16 protein-coding genes are annotated in these 15,543 nt (G+C 60.7%); 5 read left to right on the plus strand and 11 right to left on the minus strand.

From position 1 onward, the window contains the following. Nucleotides 1-73: 73 nt before the first annotated feature. From ABD837_RS21895 to ABD837_RS21905, 3 genes are all read right to left on the minus strand, one after another. The gene (locus ABD837_RS21895; RefSeq protein WP_345058872.1) at nucleotides 74-565 is read right to left on the minus strand and encodes a dihydrofolate reductase; all 492 of its coding nucleotides are present in this window, start codon (nucleotides 563-565) and stop codon (nucleotides 74-76) included. Nucleotide 566: 1 nt separating this feature from the next. Beyond that, a complete protein-coding gene (gene fmt, locus ABD837_RS21900; RefSeq protein WP_345058874.1) occupies nucleotides 567-1,499 on the minus strand; it encodes a methionyl-tRNA formyltransferase in 933 nt (310 codons plus the stop codon). 92 nt (nucleotides 1,500-1,591) lie between these two features. After that, nucleotides 1,592-2,842 (minus strand): exo-beta-N-acetylmuramidase NamZ family protein, encoded by a 1,251-nt coding sequence (locus tag ABD837_RS21905; RefSeq protein ID WP_345058876.1) that lies wholly within the window; start codon nucleotides 2,840-2,842, stop codon nucleotides 1,592-1,594. A 108-nt stretch (nucleotides 2,843-2,950) separates the two neighbouring features. On the opposite strand from ABD837_RS21905, the gene ABD837_RS21910 reads away from it, so the two are divergent. Continuing rightward, nucleotides 2,951-4,174, plus strand: a complete 1,224-nt coding sequence (locus tag ABD837_RS21910) for an ABC transporter permease (protein ID WP_345058878.1) — start codon at nucleotides 2,951-2,953, stop codon at nucleotides 4,172-4,174. A gap of 99 nt (nucleotides 4,175-4,273) precedes the next feature. Here the strand turns inward: ABD837_RS21910 and ABD837_RS21915 are convergent, their stop codons facing one another. After that, entirely contained in the window at nucleotides 4,274-4,963 is a 690-nt protein-coding gene (locus ABD837_RS21915; protein WP_345058880.1) for a peptidoglycan DD-metalloendopeptidase family protein, read from the minus strand. Between the two features lie 211 nt (nucleotides 4,964-5,174). Between ABD837_RS21915 and ABD837_RS21920 the strand changes: the two genes are divergently transcribed. Continuing rightward, nucleotides 5,175-6,278, plus strand: coding sequence for a 2Fe-2S iron-sulfur cluster-binding protein (locus tag ABD837_RS21920; RefSeq protein ID WP_345058882.1), 1,104 nt, complete (start codon nucleotides 5,175-5,177; stop codon nucleotides 6,276-6,278). 252 nt (nucleotides 6,279-6,530) lie between these two features. Beyond that, nucleotides 6,531-8,273, plus strand: coding sequence for a M3 family oligoendopeptidase (locus ABD837_RS21925; protein ID WP_345058884.1), 1,743 nt, complete (start codon nucleotides 6,531-6,533; stop codon nucleotides 8,271-8,273). 75 nt (nucleotides 8,274-8,348) lie between these two features. On the opposite strand, the gene ABD837_RS21930 is transcribed toward ABD837_RS21925, so the two are convergent. The 7 genes from ABD837_RS21930 to ABD837_RS21960 form a co-directional block, all read right to left on the minus strand. Beyond that, entirely contained in the window at nucleotides 8,349-8,513 is a 165-nt protein-coding gene (locus ABD837_RS21930) for a hypothetical protein (protein ID WP_345058886.1), read from the minus strand. 96 nt (nucleotides 8,514-8,609) lie between these two features. Then, nucleotides 8,610-9,233 (minus strand): hypothetical protein, encoded by a 624-nt coding sequence (locus tag ABD837_RS21935; protein WP_345058888.1) that lies wholly within the window; start codon nucleotides 9,231-9,233, stop codon nucleotides 8,610-8,612. Between the two features lie 32 nt (nucleotides 9,234-9,265). Next, nucleotides 9,266-9,763, minus strand: coding sequence for a 1,2-phenylacetyl-CoA epoxidase subunit PaaD (gene paaD / locus ABD837_RS21940; RefSeq protein ID WP_345058890.1), 498 nt, complete (start codon nucleotides 9,761-9,763; stop codon nucleotides 9,266-9,268). A gap of 13 nt (nucleotides 9,764-9,776) precedes the next feature. Beyond that, entirely contained in the window at nucleotides 9,777-10,526 is a 750-nt protein-coding gene (gene paaC / locus ABD837_RS21945) for a 1,2-phenylacetyl-CoA epoxidase subunit PaaC (RefSeq protein WP_345058892.1), read from the minus strand. Nucleotides 10,527-10,529: 3 nt separating this feature from the next. Continuing rightward, nucleotides 10,530-11,192 carry a phenylacetic acid degradation b gene (locus ABD837_RS21950; RefSeq protein WP_345058894.1) on the minus strand — a complete coding sequence of 221 codons (663 nt, stop codon included), beginning with the start codon at nucleotides 11,190-11,192 and terminating at the stop codon, nucleotides 10,530-10,532. An 83-nt stretch (nucleotides 11,193-11,275) separates the two neighbouring features. Continuing rightward, a complete protein-coding gene (paaA, locus tag ABD837_RS21955; RefSeq protein WP_345058896.1) occupies nucleotides 11,276-12,274 on the minus strand; it encodes a 1,2-phenylacetyl-CoA epoxidase subunit PaaA in 999 nt (332 codons plus the stop codon). A 60-nt stretch (nucleotides 12,275-12,334) separates the two neighbouring features. Then, complete coding sequence (locus ABD837_RS21960; protein WP_345058898.1) at nucleotides 12,335-12,928, minus strand: TetR/AcrR family transcriptional regulator; 594 nt, start codon at nucleotides 12,926-12,928, stop codon at nucleotides 12,335-12,337. A 171-nt stretch (nucleotides 12,929-13,099) separates the two neighbouring features. Here ABD837_RS21960 and ABD837_RS21965 point away from each other — a divergent pair, with 171 nt between their 5' ends. Both ABD837_RS21965 and thiL read left to right on the plus strand, forming a co-directional pair. Next, nucleotides 13,100-14,263, plus strand: coding sequence for a T9SS type A sorting domain-containing protein (locus ABD837_RS21965; RefSeq protein WP_345058899.1), 1,164 nt, complete (start codon nucleotides 13,100-13,102; stop codon nucleotides 14,261-14,263). A gap of 164 nt (nucleotides 14,264-14,427) precedes the next feature. Beyond that, nucleotides 14,428-15,459 carry a thiamine-phosphate kinase gene (thiL, locus tag ABD837_RS21970; protein WP_345058901.1) on the plus strand — a complete coding sequence of 344 codons (1,032 nt, stop codon included), beginning with the start codon at nucleotides 14,428-14,430 and terminating at the stop codon, nucleotides 15,457-15,459. The last annotated feature ends 84 nt before the right edge of the window (nucleotides 15,460-15,543 follow it).

Raw genomic sequence — 15,543 nt, forward strand, 5'->3', positions numbered from 1 at the left:
ACCACCATGAGCCCACAAAAAAGGCCGCCCAATTGGGCGGCCTTTTTTGTGGGCTCATGGCTGCGGACTGCATCTAGCGCCGCTGCAACGTCACGAAGCTGTAGGCGTAGGCATGCTGAGCGTCGGCTTCGTGGCGTTCGCGCGTTAACTCGCGCCATTCGGTGGGCGATAGCTCCGGAAAGGAAGCATCGCCTTCGAAGGTGTGGTGGATTTCGGTGAGGTACACGACGTCAACAGCTGGTAGGGCCTCGCGGTATATTTCGCCCCCGCCGATGATGCAGACGGTATCGGCATCCAGCTCGCGCGCCCGGGCCAGCGCCGCTAGTACCGAGGCGGAGGCTTCGCAGCCCGGGGCAGCCCACTCGTGCTGCCGCGTCACAACCACATTGGGCCGGCCGGGCAGCGCTTTGCCGATGCTGTCGAACGTTTTGCGGCCCATCACCACCGGGTGGCCCAGGGTGAGTTGCTTGAAATGCCGCAGGTCGGCGGGCATACGGCCCCAGGGCAACTGCCCATTCTGGCCAATGATGCCGTTTTCGGCAACGGCGACTACTAATGCGACCATCCTAAAAATTGGGTTTAAAGCCTCGTAATAATTCTTCCACGCCCATGCGCTTCTTGCCTTCGAGCTGTACATCGAGCAAGTCGAGCCAGCCATCGGCAGCAGCCACGCGGAGGTAGCGCCGGCCATCCGACGTCCACGTGCCTGGTACAGCAAATTCGGTTTCGTCTTCAAAAGGCAGCACCTGAGCCCGGTATATTTTGACGATACGGCCATCGGGCAATGCGGCGAAGGCGGTAGGAATGGGCGAGAGGCCGCGTACCCAGTTCATCAACTCGGTGGCCGAACGGCTGAAATCAAGCCGGCCAGTTTCTTTGCTCAGCTTGGGGGCGGGGCGCAGGTCGGTGCGCTGCTCCTGCGGGGTGCTGGGAGCGGTGCCAGCGGCAATGGCTTGCACCGAGCGCAGAGCCAGGGCCGCACCTACACCCTTCAACTTATTGTAAACGCTGCCGAAGTCGTCCTCCGGCTCTATGGCAATTCGGTCCTGAAAAATCAGGTCGCCGGTATCAATCTCGTGCCGAAGGAAGAAGGACGTGACGCCCGTTTCGGTGTCGCCGTGCATCAGTGCCCAGTTGATGGGAGCCGCGCCCCGGTACTGCGGCAGCAGCGACCCATGGATGTTGATGGAGCCTAGCCGGGGCATATTCCAAACGGCCTCGGGCAGCATACGGAAAGCCACCACCACTTGCAAATCGGCCGCGTAGCTTCTGAGTGCGGCCTGAAATTCCGGCGACTTCAGATTGGCGGGCTGGAGCACGGGCAGGCCGTGGGCCTCAGCCGCCACTTTCACGGCAGAAGCCTGCAACTGGCGGCCGCGGCCAGCCGGGCGGTCGGGAGCTGTGATGACAGCCACCACCTCCCCGCCGGGCCACGCCACAAGGCTTTCTAGGGTGGGCACGGCAAAATCGGGCGTGCCCATAAAGACGATTCTAAGCATTCAGGTTGTTGTCAGGTGTTGGTTCTCAGTTGTCAGGATAGTTCGGTTGTCGCGGCCGCATAAACTGACCGCCCACAACGAACAGCTGACAACTATTTCTCTGGATACAGCAGGTACTTTTTGCGCAACGCCCGGAACTTTTGCAGCCCGGGCTCCCAACTGGCGCGGATGGCAGCTTCGCTCTTACCGGCAATAATCTGCTGCCGCAGGGCATCGGTGCCCGACAGTTCTTCGAAGTACTTGCCGAAGAAATGCTCCTTATCGGTGCTCTGCTGGTAGAAGTCGAGCAGGTATTTTAATACGAGGCCGCCATGGTCGCGGGTGGGCACGGTCGTAAGGTCGAGGCCGTAGCAGCGCTGGCCTTTCATGGGTGGTGTGGGCGAGCCGGCATTGGGCGCAGGCGTGAACGAGAACGGCCGCGTGGCCGGCTGGCTGGGGCTGCCAATTACATCGAAGGGCGTGTTCGTGCCGCGTCCCACGCTCACGTTGGTTCCCTCAAACAGGCAGATGCTGGGGTAAAGGGCCACGGCGTGGTCGGTGGGCAGGTTGGGGGAGGGGCGCACGGGCAAGTGGTAGGCCGTAGCGTGGGTGTAGCCTTGCTGCATGGGCACTACGGCGAGGCGGCACTGCCGGCCGCCGGCCAGCCATTTTTCCTGGTTCATCAGTTGGGCCAGCTCGCCCACCGTGAGGCCGTGCGCGATTGGCAGCGGGTCGAGGCCTACGAAGCTTTTGTGGGCAGGCTCCAGGATGGGGCCATCCACGAGGTCGCCGTTGGGGTTGGGGCGGTCGAGCACCAGAACGGGTTTGTTTTGCTCGGCGGCCGCCTCCATCACGTAGTGCAGCGTGCTGATAAAGGTGTAAAAGCGCGCGCCCACGTCCTGAATATCAAACACCAGCACGTCTACATCGGCCAGCATTTCCGGGGTGGGCTTTTTGGTTTTGCCATACACCGAGCGCACGGGCACCCCGCTACGGGCATCGCGCCCATCGGTGATGGTGGCCCCGTCGGCCGCCTCGCCCCGGAAGCCGTGCTCGGGAGCGAAAATGGCCGTCACGTTCACGCCGCGGGCCCGCAGGGTATCTACCAGGTAGCTGCTGCCCACGCGCGAAGTCTGGTTGATAACCAGGCCTACCCGCTTACCTTGCAGCTGCGGCAGGTAGTCGGCCAGCCGTTCGGCGCCTACCACCACGCGGGCAATGGCTGGTGGTGCTGGTTGCGTGGGCGCAGCGGCCGGCGCGGGCACGGCAACCGGGCCGGAGGTGCCAGCGACCGGCTGGGAGGTGCCGCAGGCGGGCAGGGCCAGCAGCAGGGCCAGCATCATTTTAGCCGAGAAATCTATCATATCAGTGCATTAAACGGAAATAAACCGGCTGTTAACGACCGCCGTACTGACAGCCCGGGCGCAAAATGCGGCTGGTCCCGGTTCAAAACGTAGCTTTACGTTCGAACAATGAACGTCGCCCGCTACATCTCGCAGAAAATCGACGGCGGAGCCGATTCCGGCTCCTTCACTTCGTCGGTCACAAAAATAGCCATCATCAGCATTGCCATGGGCTTGGCAGTGATGATTGTGTCCTTTGCCATCCTGCAAGGGTTTCGCAACGAGATACAAAACAAAATTTTCTCGTTTGGCGCCCACCTGCAAATCTCGCGCTACGACACCAACAATTCGTTGGAAGTAGCCCCCATTGCCGGCCCGAAACTGGTGCAGCAGCTGCACGACTTCTCGGAAGTGCAGTCGACGCAGGCCTTCGCTGTGAAAACGGCCATCATCAAAACGCCCGACGAGGTGATGGGCGTGGTGCTGAAGGGCATTGCCGAAACCGATGGCCCGTCGCCCATGCGCCAGAACCTGGTGGCCGGCAAGTTTCTAAGTTTCCCCGATTCGGCGGCCAGCGACGATGTACTGATTTCGCGCAAAGTGGCCGACAAGCTGCGGCTGAACGTGGGCGACAAAACGCTGTTCTACTTCATCCAGAATCCTGCTCGTATCCGCCAGTTCCGGGTGAGCGGGGTGTACTCGACCGGCCTCGATGAGTTTGATGAGGTGTACGTCATCGGCGACATCCGCCAGATTCGGGAGCTGAACTCACCGGCCTGGCCCGATTCGCTGGTGGGCGGTATGGAAGTAGTGCTCAAGGATTTTAATGCCCTGGATGCTACTGCCGACCGGTTCTATGAGCGACTGCCATACGATTTAAAAATTGATAAAATTACCGACCAGTATGCGCAGTTGTTCGACTGGCTGCAGCTACTGAACCGCAACGTGGTGATTTTCCTGATTCTCATCATTTTCGTGGCCACTTTCAACATGGTCGCCACCATCTTCATCATGATTCTGGAGCGTACCAACATGATTGGGATTCTGAAAGCGCTGGGAGCCACCGATAATCAGATTAGGCGCATGTTCTTCTTCCGGGGGCTGTCGCTCACGGTGCGCGGCATGCTCATCGGCAATGCCATTGCGGTGGGCTTTTGCGCCATTCAATACTACTTCCACGTCATTCCGCTCGACCCCGAGAACTATTACATGGACCGCGTGCCTATTTCGTGGGACCCGAGAATGCTGCTCATTCTCAACGGTGCCACATTCGCGGCCTCGCTGTTAGCCGTGCTCATTCCAACTTATCTGATTTCGCGGATTAAGCCAGTGGTGGCCATCAAGTTCGACTAGCAACCTGTAGCGTAGCACGCAGACTTTGCTGCGTGGTCCCGTGCCTTGCCGGAATACTCTCAGCCTGCACAAAAACCGCCACGCAGCAAATGCTGCGTGCTACAGCTTAGCACATTGTAGCACCAAATTCGGGTCGGGGCACAACTCCGCCCATAGCTCACGCTCGCTTGGCCGGGCCACGCCCGGAAAGTCGCCCACACGGCCCTGCATGTCGGCCATGAGCTGAAAGTGCAGGTGCGCCGGCCAGTCGCCGTTCTCAGGGAAAGGACCCACGGTGGCGAAGGCCTCGCCTTTTTGCAGCTGCTGGCCCACGCGCAGCGTCCGCCACTCGGCGCGGCCGAGGTGGCCGTAGAGGCTGTAGAACATGGTGCCTTCGAGCGCATGCTGGAGGATGACGGTGGGGCCGTAGTCGCCGAAATTGTCGTTGTCGGCCAGGCTATGCACCACGGCGGGCAGCGGCGCGAGCACGGGCGTGCCGGCCGGCACCCACACATCCACGCCCAGATGCAGCGAGCGGGCTTCTTCGGCGGCCCCGGGCCCGAAATGCGCGCTGCGGCGGTAAATCACCCGGTTTTCGAGGTAGCCGCCGATGCCGGCGGTGGCATTGACCGCCGTGAGTAGGCTGTTCACCAATTCGTTGAAGGCGGCCGTGTCGCGCAGGTCGGCGTTTACGACAACGGGATTGGTGGCGGAGAAATCGAGGCGGGTAACCGTGGCGGCGTTTAGGTCGAGGGGCAGCACGGGGCCAAAGTCGGCCTGGTGGCGGAGCAGGAGGGAGGGGAGAGACAAGAGAGAGAAGTTAGCAGCGAAAAGGAATGCGCGTGGCGGCAAACCACGGGCGTGGTAGCGCTGTTGGGAGCGGCGGGCGGCAAGTTACCTTTGCGGGCGAAGTTGGCCCGGCGCTTGCCCGGCTGGCCGTTCATCTTTTTGTCAATTTGCCCGCGCCGGAAGGCAGCACCCGCCCAAATCCGTACGCCCCGTTAGTCCCACCTTACCCCGCATGAGTTACCAGACCCTGACCGTAGTTGCGCTGACCCAGGAAACCGCCGATACCGTTACCATTCACCTCGAGCGGCCCGACCGCCAGCCCATTGCCAGCCGGCCGGGCCAGTTCCTCACCCTAATTCTGCCCTGCGGGCCCGGCGGCAAAAAGGAGCGCCGCGCCTACTCGCTCAGCAGCACCCCCGCCGATGCCCCGCGCCTGTCCGTGACGGTGAAGCGCGTGCCGGGCGGCCTGGTAAGCAACTACCTGCTCGATACCGTGCAGATGGGCCAGCAAATTGAGGTGATGGAGCCGCTGGGCAATTTCACGCTCGCGCCCAGCCCCAAGGCGGCGCGCTCGTTGGTGCTCATCGGGGCCGGTTCGGGCATCACGCCGCTCATGTCGATGCTGAAGGCCGTGCTGGCCGGCGAGCCCAACAGCCACGTGCTGCTGATTTACGGCAACCGCAACGAAGAGTCGGTGATTTTCCAGCAGCAGCTCGCGGCCCTCGAGGCCAGCGCGAGTGGCCGCCTGCAGGTGGAGCACGTGTATAGCCAGCCGCTGCAGCCCATGGCCCCGCACCGCCACACCGGCCGCCTGAACCGCACCATGCTGCTGCGCATTCTGGAGCAGCGCCACCAGTTTCCGGCCGAGCAAGCCGACTACTTTCTCTGCGGCCCCGAGGGCCTGATGGCCGAAGCCCGCGCCGCCCTCGACCTGCTGAAGGTGCCCGAGGCCCGCGTACGCCGCGAAAGCTTCCTGGCTGCCGCCGACACCGCCGAAGCGGCTGCTGGCCAGCCTAATGGCCACGGCGATGTATCGGCTAATGCTGCTGATGAGGTGAAAACCACCCGCACCGTCACCATTCAGTACGAAGGCAGCGAGTACCTGATTGAAGTGCCCAAGGGCAAAACCATCCTCGAAGTTGCCCTCGACCAGGACATTGACCTGCCGTATTCGTGCCAGGCGGGTTTGTGCACGGCCTGCCGCGGCAAGTGCCTCAGCGGCCAGGTGCATCTGGATGAGCGCGAAGGCCTGTCCGATTCAGAAATGAAGCAGGGCTACATCCTCACCTGCGTGGGCCACCCCATGACGGATGACGTGGTGATTGAGATTGGCTAGCAGGATAGCCGAACCACCTAGCTGAAGGGTATCAACAGAACGTCTTGCTGGACTTGACAAAGCATCAGTACCGGGTAAGTAATCAATGGCGATTGCGACTCAGCAGTGAAGATGCTTCGACAAGTCCAGCAAGACGTTCTGTTTTTATTCACACAAATACCGGCAGTCCTGCTAAATTTATTGTCTCCTTAATTGGGTTCCCTCGTAAATGACTGCCCACACTACCGGTCGCGCTTAGCGTACTATTGTATCATGATGAATCTCGCTGAACCTACCGCCGAGTCGGCTACCGATACCAGCCGCCCGCAACGTCACTACCTGCCCGAGGATTTTGTGGTAACCGATTGGACCGCCATCGAACCGTTTTTTCAGGAACTACAGGCCCGCCCGGTGCAGACGGCCACCGAGTTGGAGCGCTGGCTGCTCGACCGTTCCGAACTGGAATCGGTGCTGAGCGAGGACCTGGCCTGGCGCTACATCCGCATGACCTGCGATACGCAGGACGCTACCCGCGCCGAGTCCTTCCAATACTTCGTGAACGAAGTGGAGCCGCAGGTGGCACCCTACGACCACGCCCTAAACGAGAAAATGCTGGCCGTGCCGGCCCTGGCCGACCTCGACGAGCGCCGGTACGGGGTGTTCCTGCGCTCGGTGCGCCGGGCTTCGGAAATTTACCGAGCCGAGAATATTCCGCTGAAAACCGACATCAGCACCAAGCAGCAGCAGTACGCCGCTACCGTGGGCGCTATGAACGTGACCATCGACGGCGAAGAGATGACCTTGCCCCAGGCTGCCGACCGCCTCAAAAGCCCCGACCGCGCCGTGCGCGAAGCCGCTTGGCGCGCCATTCAGGCTCGCCGTCTGCAGGATGCCGAGCCGCTCGACGCCCTGTTCAGCGAGCTCATCGGCTTGCGTACCCAGGTGGCGCTAAACGCGGGCTTCGCGAACTTCCGCGACTATATGTTTGCAGCCCTGGGGCGGTTCGACTACACGCCGCAGGACTGCTTCGACTTCCACGCCGCCATTCGTGAAACAGTGGTGCCGCTGATTGACGACTTCGACCTGGAGCGCCGCCAGGACCTGAACCAGCCCGCGCTGCGGCCCTGGGACCTCGACGTGGACCCCAGCGGCCAGCCCCCGCTCAAGCCCTTTGGTACTGGCGAAGAGTTGCTGGAAAAGACCATTGCTGTTTTCCAGAACCTCGACCCTTATCTCGGCGACTGCCTGCGCACCATGCGCCACATGGGCCACCTCGACCTCGAAAGCCGGAAAGGCAAAGCGCCCGGTGGCTACAACTACCCATTGGACGAGACGGGCGTGCCGTTCATTTTTATGAACGCCACCAGCTCGCTGCGCGACGTGGTAACGATGCTGCACGAGGGTGGCCACGCCGTGCACAGCTTCCTCACGCGCGGCCTGCCGCTGGGTGCCGACAAGCACCCGCCGTCCGAAGTGGCCGAGTTGGCCTCGATGAGCATGGAGCTGATGAGCATGGACCAGTGGGACGTGTTTTTTCCGAACCCCGATGACCTGCGCCGGGCCAAGAAAACCCACCTCGAAAGTGTACTCGAGACCTTCCCGTGGGTGGCCACCATCGATAAGTTTCAGCACTGGATTTACGAAAACCCGCTGCACACCCACGAAACGCGCCACCAGCGCTGGGTGCAGATTTTCGACGAGTTCAACCAGCGCACCGTGGACTGGCGCGGGCTAGAAAGCTTCAAGCCCTATTTGTGGCAAAAGCAACTGCACCTCTACGAAGTGCCGTTTTACTACATCGAGTACGCCATGGCGCAGCTCGGAGCCATTGCCGTGTGGCGCAACTACCGCCAGAACCCGGCCGAGGGCCTGGCTGCCTACAAGCGCGCGCTGGCGCTGGGGTACACTGCGCCCATTGGTCAGATTTATGCTGCCGCCGGCATCCGTTTCGATTTCAGCACCGAGTACCTCCGCACCCTCGCCGACTTCGTGCGCGCCGAAATGGAGGCGTTGTAGGTAGCAATTGATTCAGTAAACAAAAAAGCCCCCGACTCTATTAAGTCGGGGGCTTTTTTGTGAATCGTGTGGCTGCTATGAATGGCTGCCCGATGTAGAGGTTGTGGTGGTCGGATTATTGTTACCGCACTTGCCACGCGGGCGCGGGTCGTGGTCTTTGGAATGTTCGCAGGATGCCAGTGCCAGGCTGGTGAGCAGCACTGCCGGCAACAGCCGGCGAAAAAAAGTAGCAGTGAGCATAAGGCGAAGCGGTTAAGTGAAAGCCTGATTGGCTGCGACTTAAAGATAATCCCAGGTCTGATTTTCTATCCGCTCTGGCAAATAAATATTTGCTGGCTACTTCGCGCCAATCGTGAACAGGGGCAGTGGCTTCATCTCGGCGTACTTGCCGCCCAGCGACTGCAACTCGGTCTGGTGCAGCTGTAGGTAGTTGTTGTAGCGTTTGGCCGCGTCGTCGTAAATAACCCGAAACCCGACTACGCCCGCGTCGAGCTGCTGAATGCCCTCAACAAAGTTGCGGGCGTTTTCGGTAGGTGCACCGCCATCGGGAGCGGCTACGGGATAAAGCGCATTAAGCAGCGAGTCCTGGGCCGTGTCGTACTGGTCAATCAGGGCGGAATTACTCATGGTGGCCTGGTCGTAGCGCCGGGCTTTGAGGCGGGCATTGGCAGCTTCCAACGCTTTAAGCTGGGGCTCGGCGCGGCCAGGCTGGCCGTGCAGCTCGCGCAGCAGCAGGCGGGTGAGGGCCAGCTTCTGGTCGTCGCTTTCCACCATGTTGCGCCATTTCACATCAACCGAGTCGCGCAGAATAGCGAGCTGCGTTTTGGCCGCGGCCGCAGAAGCAGGGCTAACGGTGACGTTTTTGGTATTGTCGCGCTTGCAGGAAGCAGCCATGCCCAGCAGCAGCACGAGGCCCAGACCGGCCGATTTCAGCGAAGAAGCAAACGAAGTAGCAGGCATAAAGCGAAAAAGTGAAAGCGTGGCCGGCAAAGCTACACGGGCTTAAACTGCTCGAACAATTGGCGGCAGTCGTAGCAGTAGTGCACAGCCCGGCACAATGTAGCCCCAAACGGCGTGCGCAGCTCGGTATTGTGCCCGTGGCAGTTGGGGCACTCGGCATATTCCAAAAAATCGAGGTCGAACACCACGTTGCCCAGCACCGGTGGCGGCGACAGCTTGTGCTGCCGCAGCGCTTCGCGCCCAGCGTCCGAAATCATGTCCGACGACCACGCCTCGCGCAGGCTGATATCGACGTGCACCTGCTCGATGCCGTGCTCACGCAAGGTGCGCTCCACGTCGCGCTTCATGTAGTCCATGGCCGGGCAGCCAGCGAACGTGGGAGTGAGGTGCACCGACACTGCGCCGCTGGCCTCGTTAATGTCCACGCCGCGCACTACGCCCAAATCAACCAGCGAAATCGTGGGAATCTCGGGGTCTTTCACGGCTTGGAGCCAGTCGAGAATTTGGGCTTTGGTTAAGGTGCTGGTCATTTTCAGGGATGGTTTACCAGTCTGCCGTGGGGTCCAGCCGGAATACTTCGGCCATCTCGTCCAGCAGCGGCTGCAGATGCTCGGTATGCTGGCCGTGGCGGCCGCCCAGCACGGGCGTAACCGTGGTGAAATCGGGCAAGGTCAGGGCTGTTTGGCCCAGCACTTTCGTGATGCTTGTCAGCCAGCGGCTTTGCAGCTCATCTTCACCGATAAACAGGCCTGAGCTAATGATTTCATCTTCCGCCTCTGTTTTCTCGAAGATGCCCAGCGCATAAGGCAGCGTGAAATTCAGCGCCACCTGCATGCGTTCAATGGCTTCATCGGTGGCGGTGCCGAGGCGCTTTATCCAGGTGTTGGCGTGCAGGGCGTGGTATTTCAACTCGCCGCGCAACTTACGGGCCACCTGGGCCAGGGGCTCGTAGCTGCTCGTGGCCAGCGCTTCGAAGCGGAGCAGTTCGGCGTGGTCGAACAAGAAGTGACGGGTGAGGCTGAAATCGTACTCGCCGATGGGCAGCTCCACCAGCTGGCAGCTGTGGAACTGTGGCGCGTTGCGGGTGAAGGCTACGGTGTCGGGCTCGGCTTCGCCCAGCGCGTGCAGCAGGCCGTATAGTTGCAGCGAGTGCCCGAGCTTGTCCTGGGCCATGCTCGAGAAAGCAATGTCCTCTTCCAGAATCGGCCCGAGGCCATTCCATTCCGAGTTGCGGTGGCCAAGGATGAGCTGGTCGTCGGCCAGTCGGTATAAAAGGTCGAGTTTGGGATCCATAAACTACGTTTGCGGGTTTTCAGCCTTGAATTTTTCGATGCGGTCCTGCACCTTGTAGGCAATGGCGTCGCGGTATTTCTTCTCGGTGGTCGTGGCCCAAATGTCGCGGTCGTCGTCCTCAGAGCACAGCACATCGGCCGAGCGCACGGCCCACACATTCGCCACCGGGCGCTGCTCGCCAAACACGGCCTTGGCTGCCTGCAGCGCCTCGGCGGGCGAAGCGGCGCGCACCTTGCCCACGTGCTGGTGAGCCTTGCCGCGCTTTTTCAAATGAAAAATGTCGTAATCCTCTTCACCAACGGCATAAGCAGCTTCTTGCTGTACCGACTCATCCACTGGTACGGGCGCAGCCGAGCGGGGCAGGAGCGGCAGTGTATCATACGCCGACTCCGTGTCGCCCACATATTCCGTTACAGTAATGGCCGAAGTCGGCACTACCCATAGGCCGGTGCAGGCGAAACGCCGGCTGTACTGCTCCTTGGCAAACAGAAACGCCAAGTCCGGCTCCGGGGCGTGTACCGGACCCACGTACACGAAGGGGGCACCCTCCTTTTTCTGGTGGAAGGCTTCGTAGGTCTCGAACTGGTCGAGGGCCGCCTTGGCAGCCGCCGGAGCGGTTTCCGGCAGGCCCAGGCGGTTCATGCGCGGGTCGAGGGAGTGTATCACTATGAGCAATTAAGAATGAGCAATGAACAATTCAAGGGTTGCGGCCCTGAGTTGCTCATTGCTCATTGTTCATTAATAATTGATTAAGCCAGCGGGCGCACGTACTGGCGCTCGGTTTTGCTGGCGCTGAGCGCGCGGCGCACCCAGGCACCGTTTTCCTCCGCGGCGCGGCGCACGGCCAGGCGCTCGGCGTTGCAGGGACCGTCGCCGTTAATCACGCGCTTGAAGTCCTCCCAGTCGGGCTCGGTGAACTCCCACTGGCCAGTTTCCTCGTTTTTGCGCAGGTTGGCATCAGGCAGGGTGAGGCCAATTTCCCAGATTTTCGGCACGTACATGTCGAGGAACTGGTTGCGGCACTCGTCGTTGCTGGCCATCTTCACCTTCCAGCGCATCAGAATTTCGGTGTGTACGGACATCTTATCGCTCGGGCCGAAGAAGGTCATGATGGCAGGCCACCAGCGGTTTAGGGCAGCTTGCATCATCTGGCGCTGAATGGGGGTACCCGTGGCCATGTGCACTACGGCATCGTGCCCGTATTTCAGGTGGAAGGCTTCCTCGGCGCAAATCCGGTCGAGGGCCCGGCAGTAGGGGCCGTAGCTGCCCTTGGCGTTGGCGAGCTGGTTCACAATGGCGCCGGCGTCAATCAGCCACGAAATCACGTTTGAGTCGGCCCAGGTAGGGGTGGGGTAGTTGAAGACGTTGGAGTACTTGCTCTTGCCGTTGATGAGGTCGACCAGCATCTGCTCGCGGGTTTTACCCAAGGTTTCGGCGGCCGAGTACAGTAGCTGCGCGTGGCCAACTTCGTCCTGCACTTTAGCCATCTGGGCCATTTTGCGGCGAAAGCCGGGCGCGCGGGTAATCCAGGTGCCTTCGGGCAGCGAGCCAATGATTTCGGAGTGCGCGTGCTGCTCAATCATGCGGGTGAGCTGCTTGCGGTAGAGGGCGGGCATCCAGTCGCCGGGCTCAATCTTCTCGCCGCGAGCAATGCGGGCCTCAAACTCGGCCAGCAGGATGGGGTCTTCGTTTTCCAGGCCGGTGGTGGCGGTGCTGGGCAGGTCGTGGGTGCTGGCGGAACCGTACATGATGATAAAGTTGAAGTGAGAAGTAAATCGTAAGTAGCAACAGGAGAGAACTCTCTTTACTTATTTCTTGCCCTCGAGCCCTTGTAGAAGCTGTTCGGCTAAGCGGTGGGCGATTTCGTCGGGTCCGAGATTGCCGTCGGGACGGTACCAGCTCGGTAGCCAGTTCAGGCTGGCTAAAAGGGTGAGGGCAGCAAAGGCAGCATCGGGCGTATGCATTTCACCCGACGCTACGCCTTGGGCAATCAAATTGCGAAAGCCGGCTTCGTAACGGTCGCGCAAAGCCAGAAACTCGGTGCGGGCCGGCTCACTCAAATGCCGCCACTCGTGCAGAAAGACGGCCGAAACGGCACCGTCGCGGGTCAGGACCCGCACGTGGGCTTCAATGGCTTGCCGCAGCTGCGTGGCCACGGGAACCGAGGCGTCGGCCGTGGCTTGGTCGAAGCTGGCAAAAAAATCCGAGGCCAACCCAAAGCACACGCGGTGCAGAATTTCCTCTTTCGACTTGATGTGCGAGTATAGACTGCCGGCCTCCAGGCCCAGCGCCGTGGCCAGCTCGCGCATGCTGGTAGCCGCATAGCCTCGCGCCCGGAACAGGGCCGTAGCCGTGCGGTCAATCTGGGTTTTGCGAGAGCGGGTGGCGGTGGAAGGCGTCATAATCAGGCAACAAAGGTATGCTTCCTAACGCTCGTTAGCAAAAAAAAGTTGTCCTTCAAATTAATCCCTCAGTCTCCGGGAAAACGTTTGCGTAGCGAGGTGGCAACCGCATGCAACAGAACCTTACTAGCATGTATCTTTGCACAGCATCGACTTTCCCCATCAGCAATTATGAAAAAGCATTACCTGTTGTTCTCGGCCGCCCTTTTGGTTGCCGGTGCTGCTCATGCCCAAGGCACGGAGCTCTTCTTTTCTGAGTACGACGAAGGCTCGCACTCCTCTGGTACGGTATACGGTGGGGCTTCGTCGCCTTCGACCGGTAGCGAGCGGGCCATTGAGATTTACAACCCCACCACGAGCACGGTTAACCTGAACCCGTACTCGGTGCGTCGTTATTCCAACGGCAATCCCAACTTCACCGAAGAGGAGCGTTTGTTCCGCAGCAATGCCACGCAGCAGCCCGTCGGAACCAACACCCTGCCCCGGGCCTCGACCTTCGTGCTGGCTTCGGGCGAATCAACCCTGCCAACCATTCGCACCAAGGCCGACCAGTTCAGCGCGGGTCATGCGCCGCAGCCCATTGCCGGCAACGTCCTTTTTGGTGGCGGCACGATTTACTTCAACGGCAACGATGCCGTGGCACTGGTGCGCTATCCCAGCGGCACGGCTGGTGTGGGCACCGGAGTTATTATCGACATTATTGGCGTAATCGGGCAGAACCCCCCCAACCGCAACGGCACGACTTCGCCCGAAGGCAACTGGCACGGCACCAACGCCCTTGACCCGCCTTTTGGCACGACCACCTTCATTCCGGACGTAGCCTCAGAAAACATGTCGCTGATGCGCCGCCCGAATATTTCGAGAGGGGTGCGCAGCACAACGGCTACCGTGTACGGCCCGGCTCCTTCCGGCCTGTATGTGAGTGGCTACAACATTGCCGATGAATGGGTTGCCTACAGCTATGCAACTCCTCCCGGCACTTCAACTACCAACGCCGCTGGCCAGTCGTACGACCGCCTGGGCGAGCACCTCGACTACACGGGTCCTAGCGGCGTCTATAACGCCACGCTTGGTACACTGGCTAAGTTCGACGCCAACATCAGCGTGTACCCCAACCCCGCCCATGGTTTCGCCACGGTCGAGATTAAGGATGCCAAAGTGGGCCGCGTAGTCGTGCTCAACAACCTGGGCCAGTCCATTGGCGCTGAAGCCAAAGGCACAGGCCAGGAGAAACTCACGCTGAACATCTCGGCCCTGAAGCCCGGCATGTACTTCGTGCAGATTCTGAGTGCCGACGGCCAGACCAAAATCTACAAGGAACTGGTGGTGCAATAAGCAGCGGCCACCAGCGAGTTGAAAAAGGAGGGAAGCAATTCCCTCCTTTTTTTGTGGGCGTACTTTTGCGCAGCAATTGTCGGATGCTCCGGCCGGTTACCCAGCTGCTCAACGCGAAGCCCGATGTGGACAATTGCTTGCGAATACCTGATAACAATATCCTTATGTCCGAGAAACTCACGCCACTTAATGCCATTGGCGAATTTGCCCTCATCCGCCGCCTGCAGGCCGGCATCAGCACGCGCCAGCCGGGTACGGTGCTGGGCATTGGCGACGATGCGGCTATTATTCGCCCCACGGCTGGCCAGGATGTGGTGATGACCACCGATTTGCTGGTAGAAGGCATTCACTTCGACCTGTCCTTCTGCCCGCTACGGCACCTGGGCTACAAGGCCGTGGCCGTGAACGTGTCGGATGTGGCGGCTATGAACGCGCTGCCCACGCAACTGGTCGTCGCTCTTTCGGCCGGCCCGCGCTTCACCGTCGAGGCCATTGAAGAGTTGTATGCCGGCATGCGCCTGGCCTGCGAGGCCTACAACGTGGACCTGGTAGGGGGTGACACCACCGCCAGCCGCGGCGGCCTCACGCTGGGCATCACGGTGCTCGGCGAAGTGGCGGCCGGCGAAGCCGTGCGCCGCAGCGGTGGCCAGCCCACCGATTTGCTTTGCGTGACGGGCGACCTGGGCGGCGCTTTCCTGGGCCTGCAGGTGCTGGAACGCGAGAAACAGGCCTTTATGGCCGACCCCGAAACCCAGCCCGAACTGGCCAACTATGAGTACGTAGTGCAGCGCCAGCTGCGTCCGGAGGCGCGGCTCGATATTGTGCACGAGCTGCGCGAGCGAGGCATCCAGCCCACGAGCATGATTGATATTTCGGACGGGCTGGCTTCGGAAGTGCTGCACCTGTGCACGGCCAGCGGCACGGGGGCGCGGGTATTCACCGAGTTTCTACCCCTGGCCAACCCCACCCTTGAGGCGGCCGCCGAGTTCAACCTCGACCCTCTTACCTGCGCCCTCAACGGCGGGGAGGATTACGAATTGCTGTTCACGGTGCCCGTAACGGACCACGAGAAAATCAAAAACCACCCCGACATTACCATTATCGGCCATCTCACGGACAAGTCTGATGGTACAAACCTGGTAACTAAAGCCGGGCAGGCTGTGCCCTTGCAGGCGCAGGGGTGGACTAGCTTTTAACGACTTAACTGGGCCGGTATTCAACCTTCTGGGGGTGCTACCGTTTAGCCCGGCAGGCGGCCGCTTCCGGAACTGGCACGCTCC

The sequence above is a fragment of the Hymenobacter glaciei genome (assembly GCF_039539585.1).
GTDB lineage: Bacteria > Bacteroidota > Bacteroidia > Cytophagales > Hymenobacteraceae > Hymenobacter > Hymenobacter glaciei.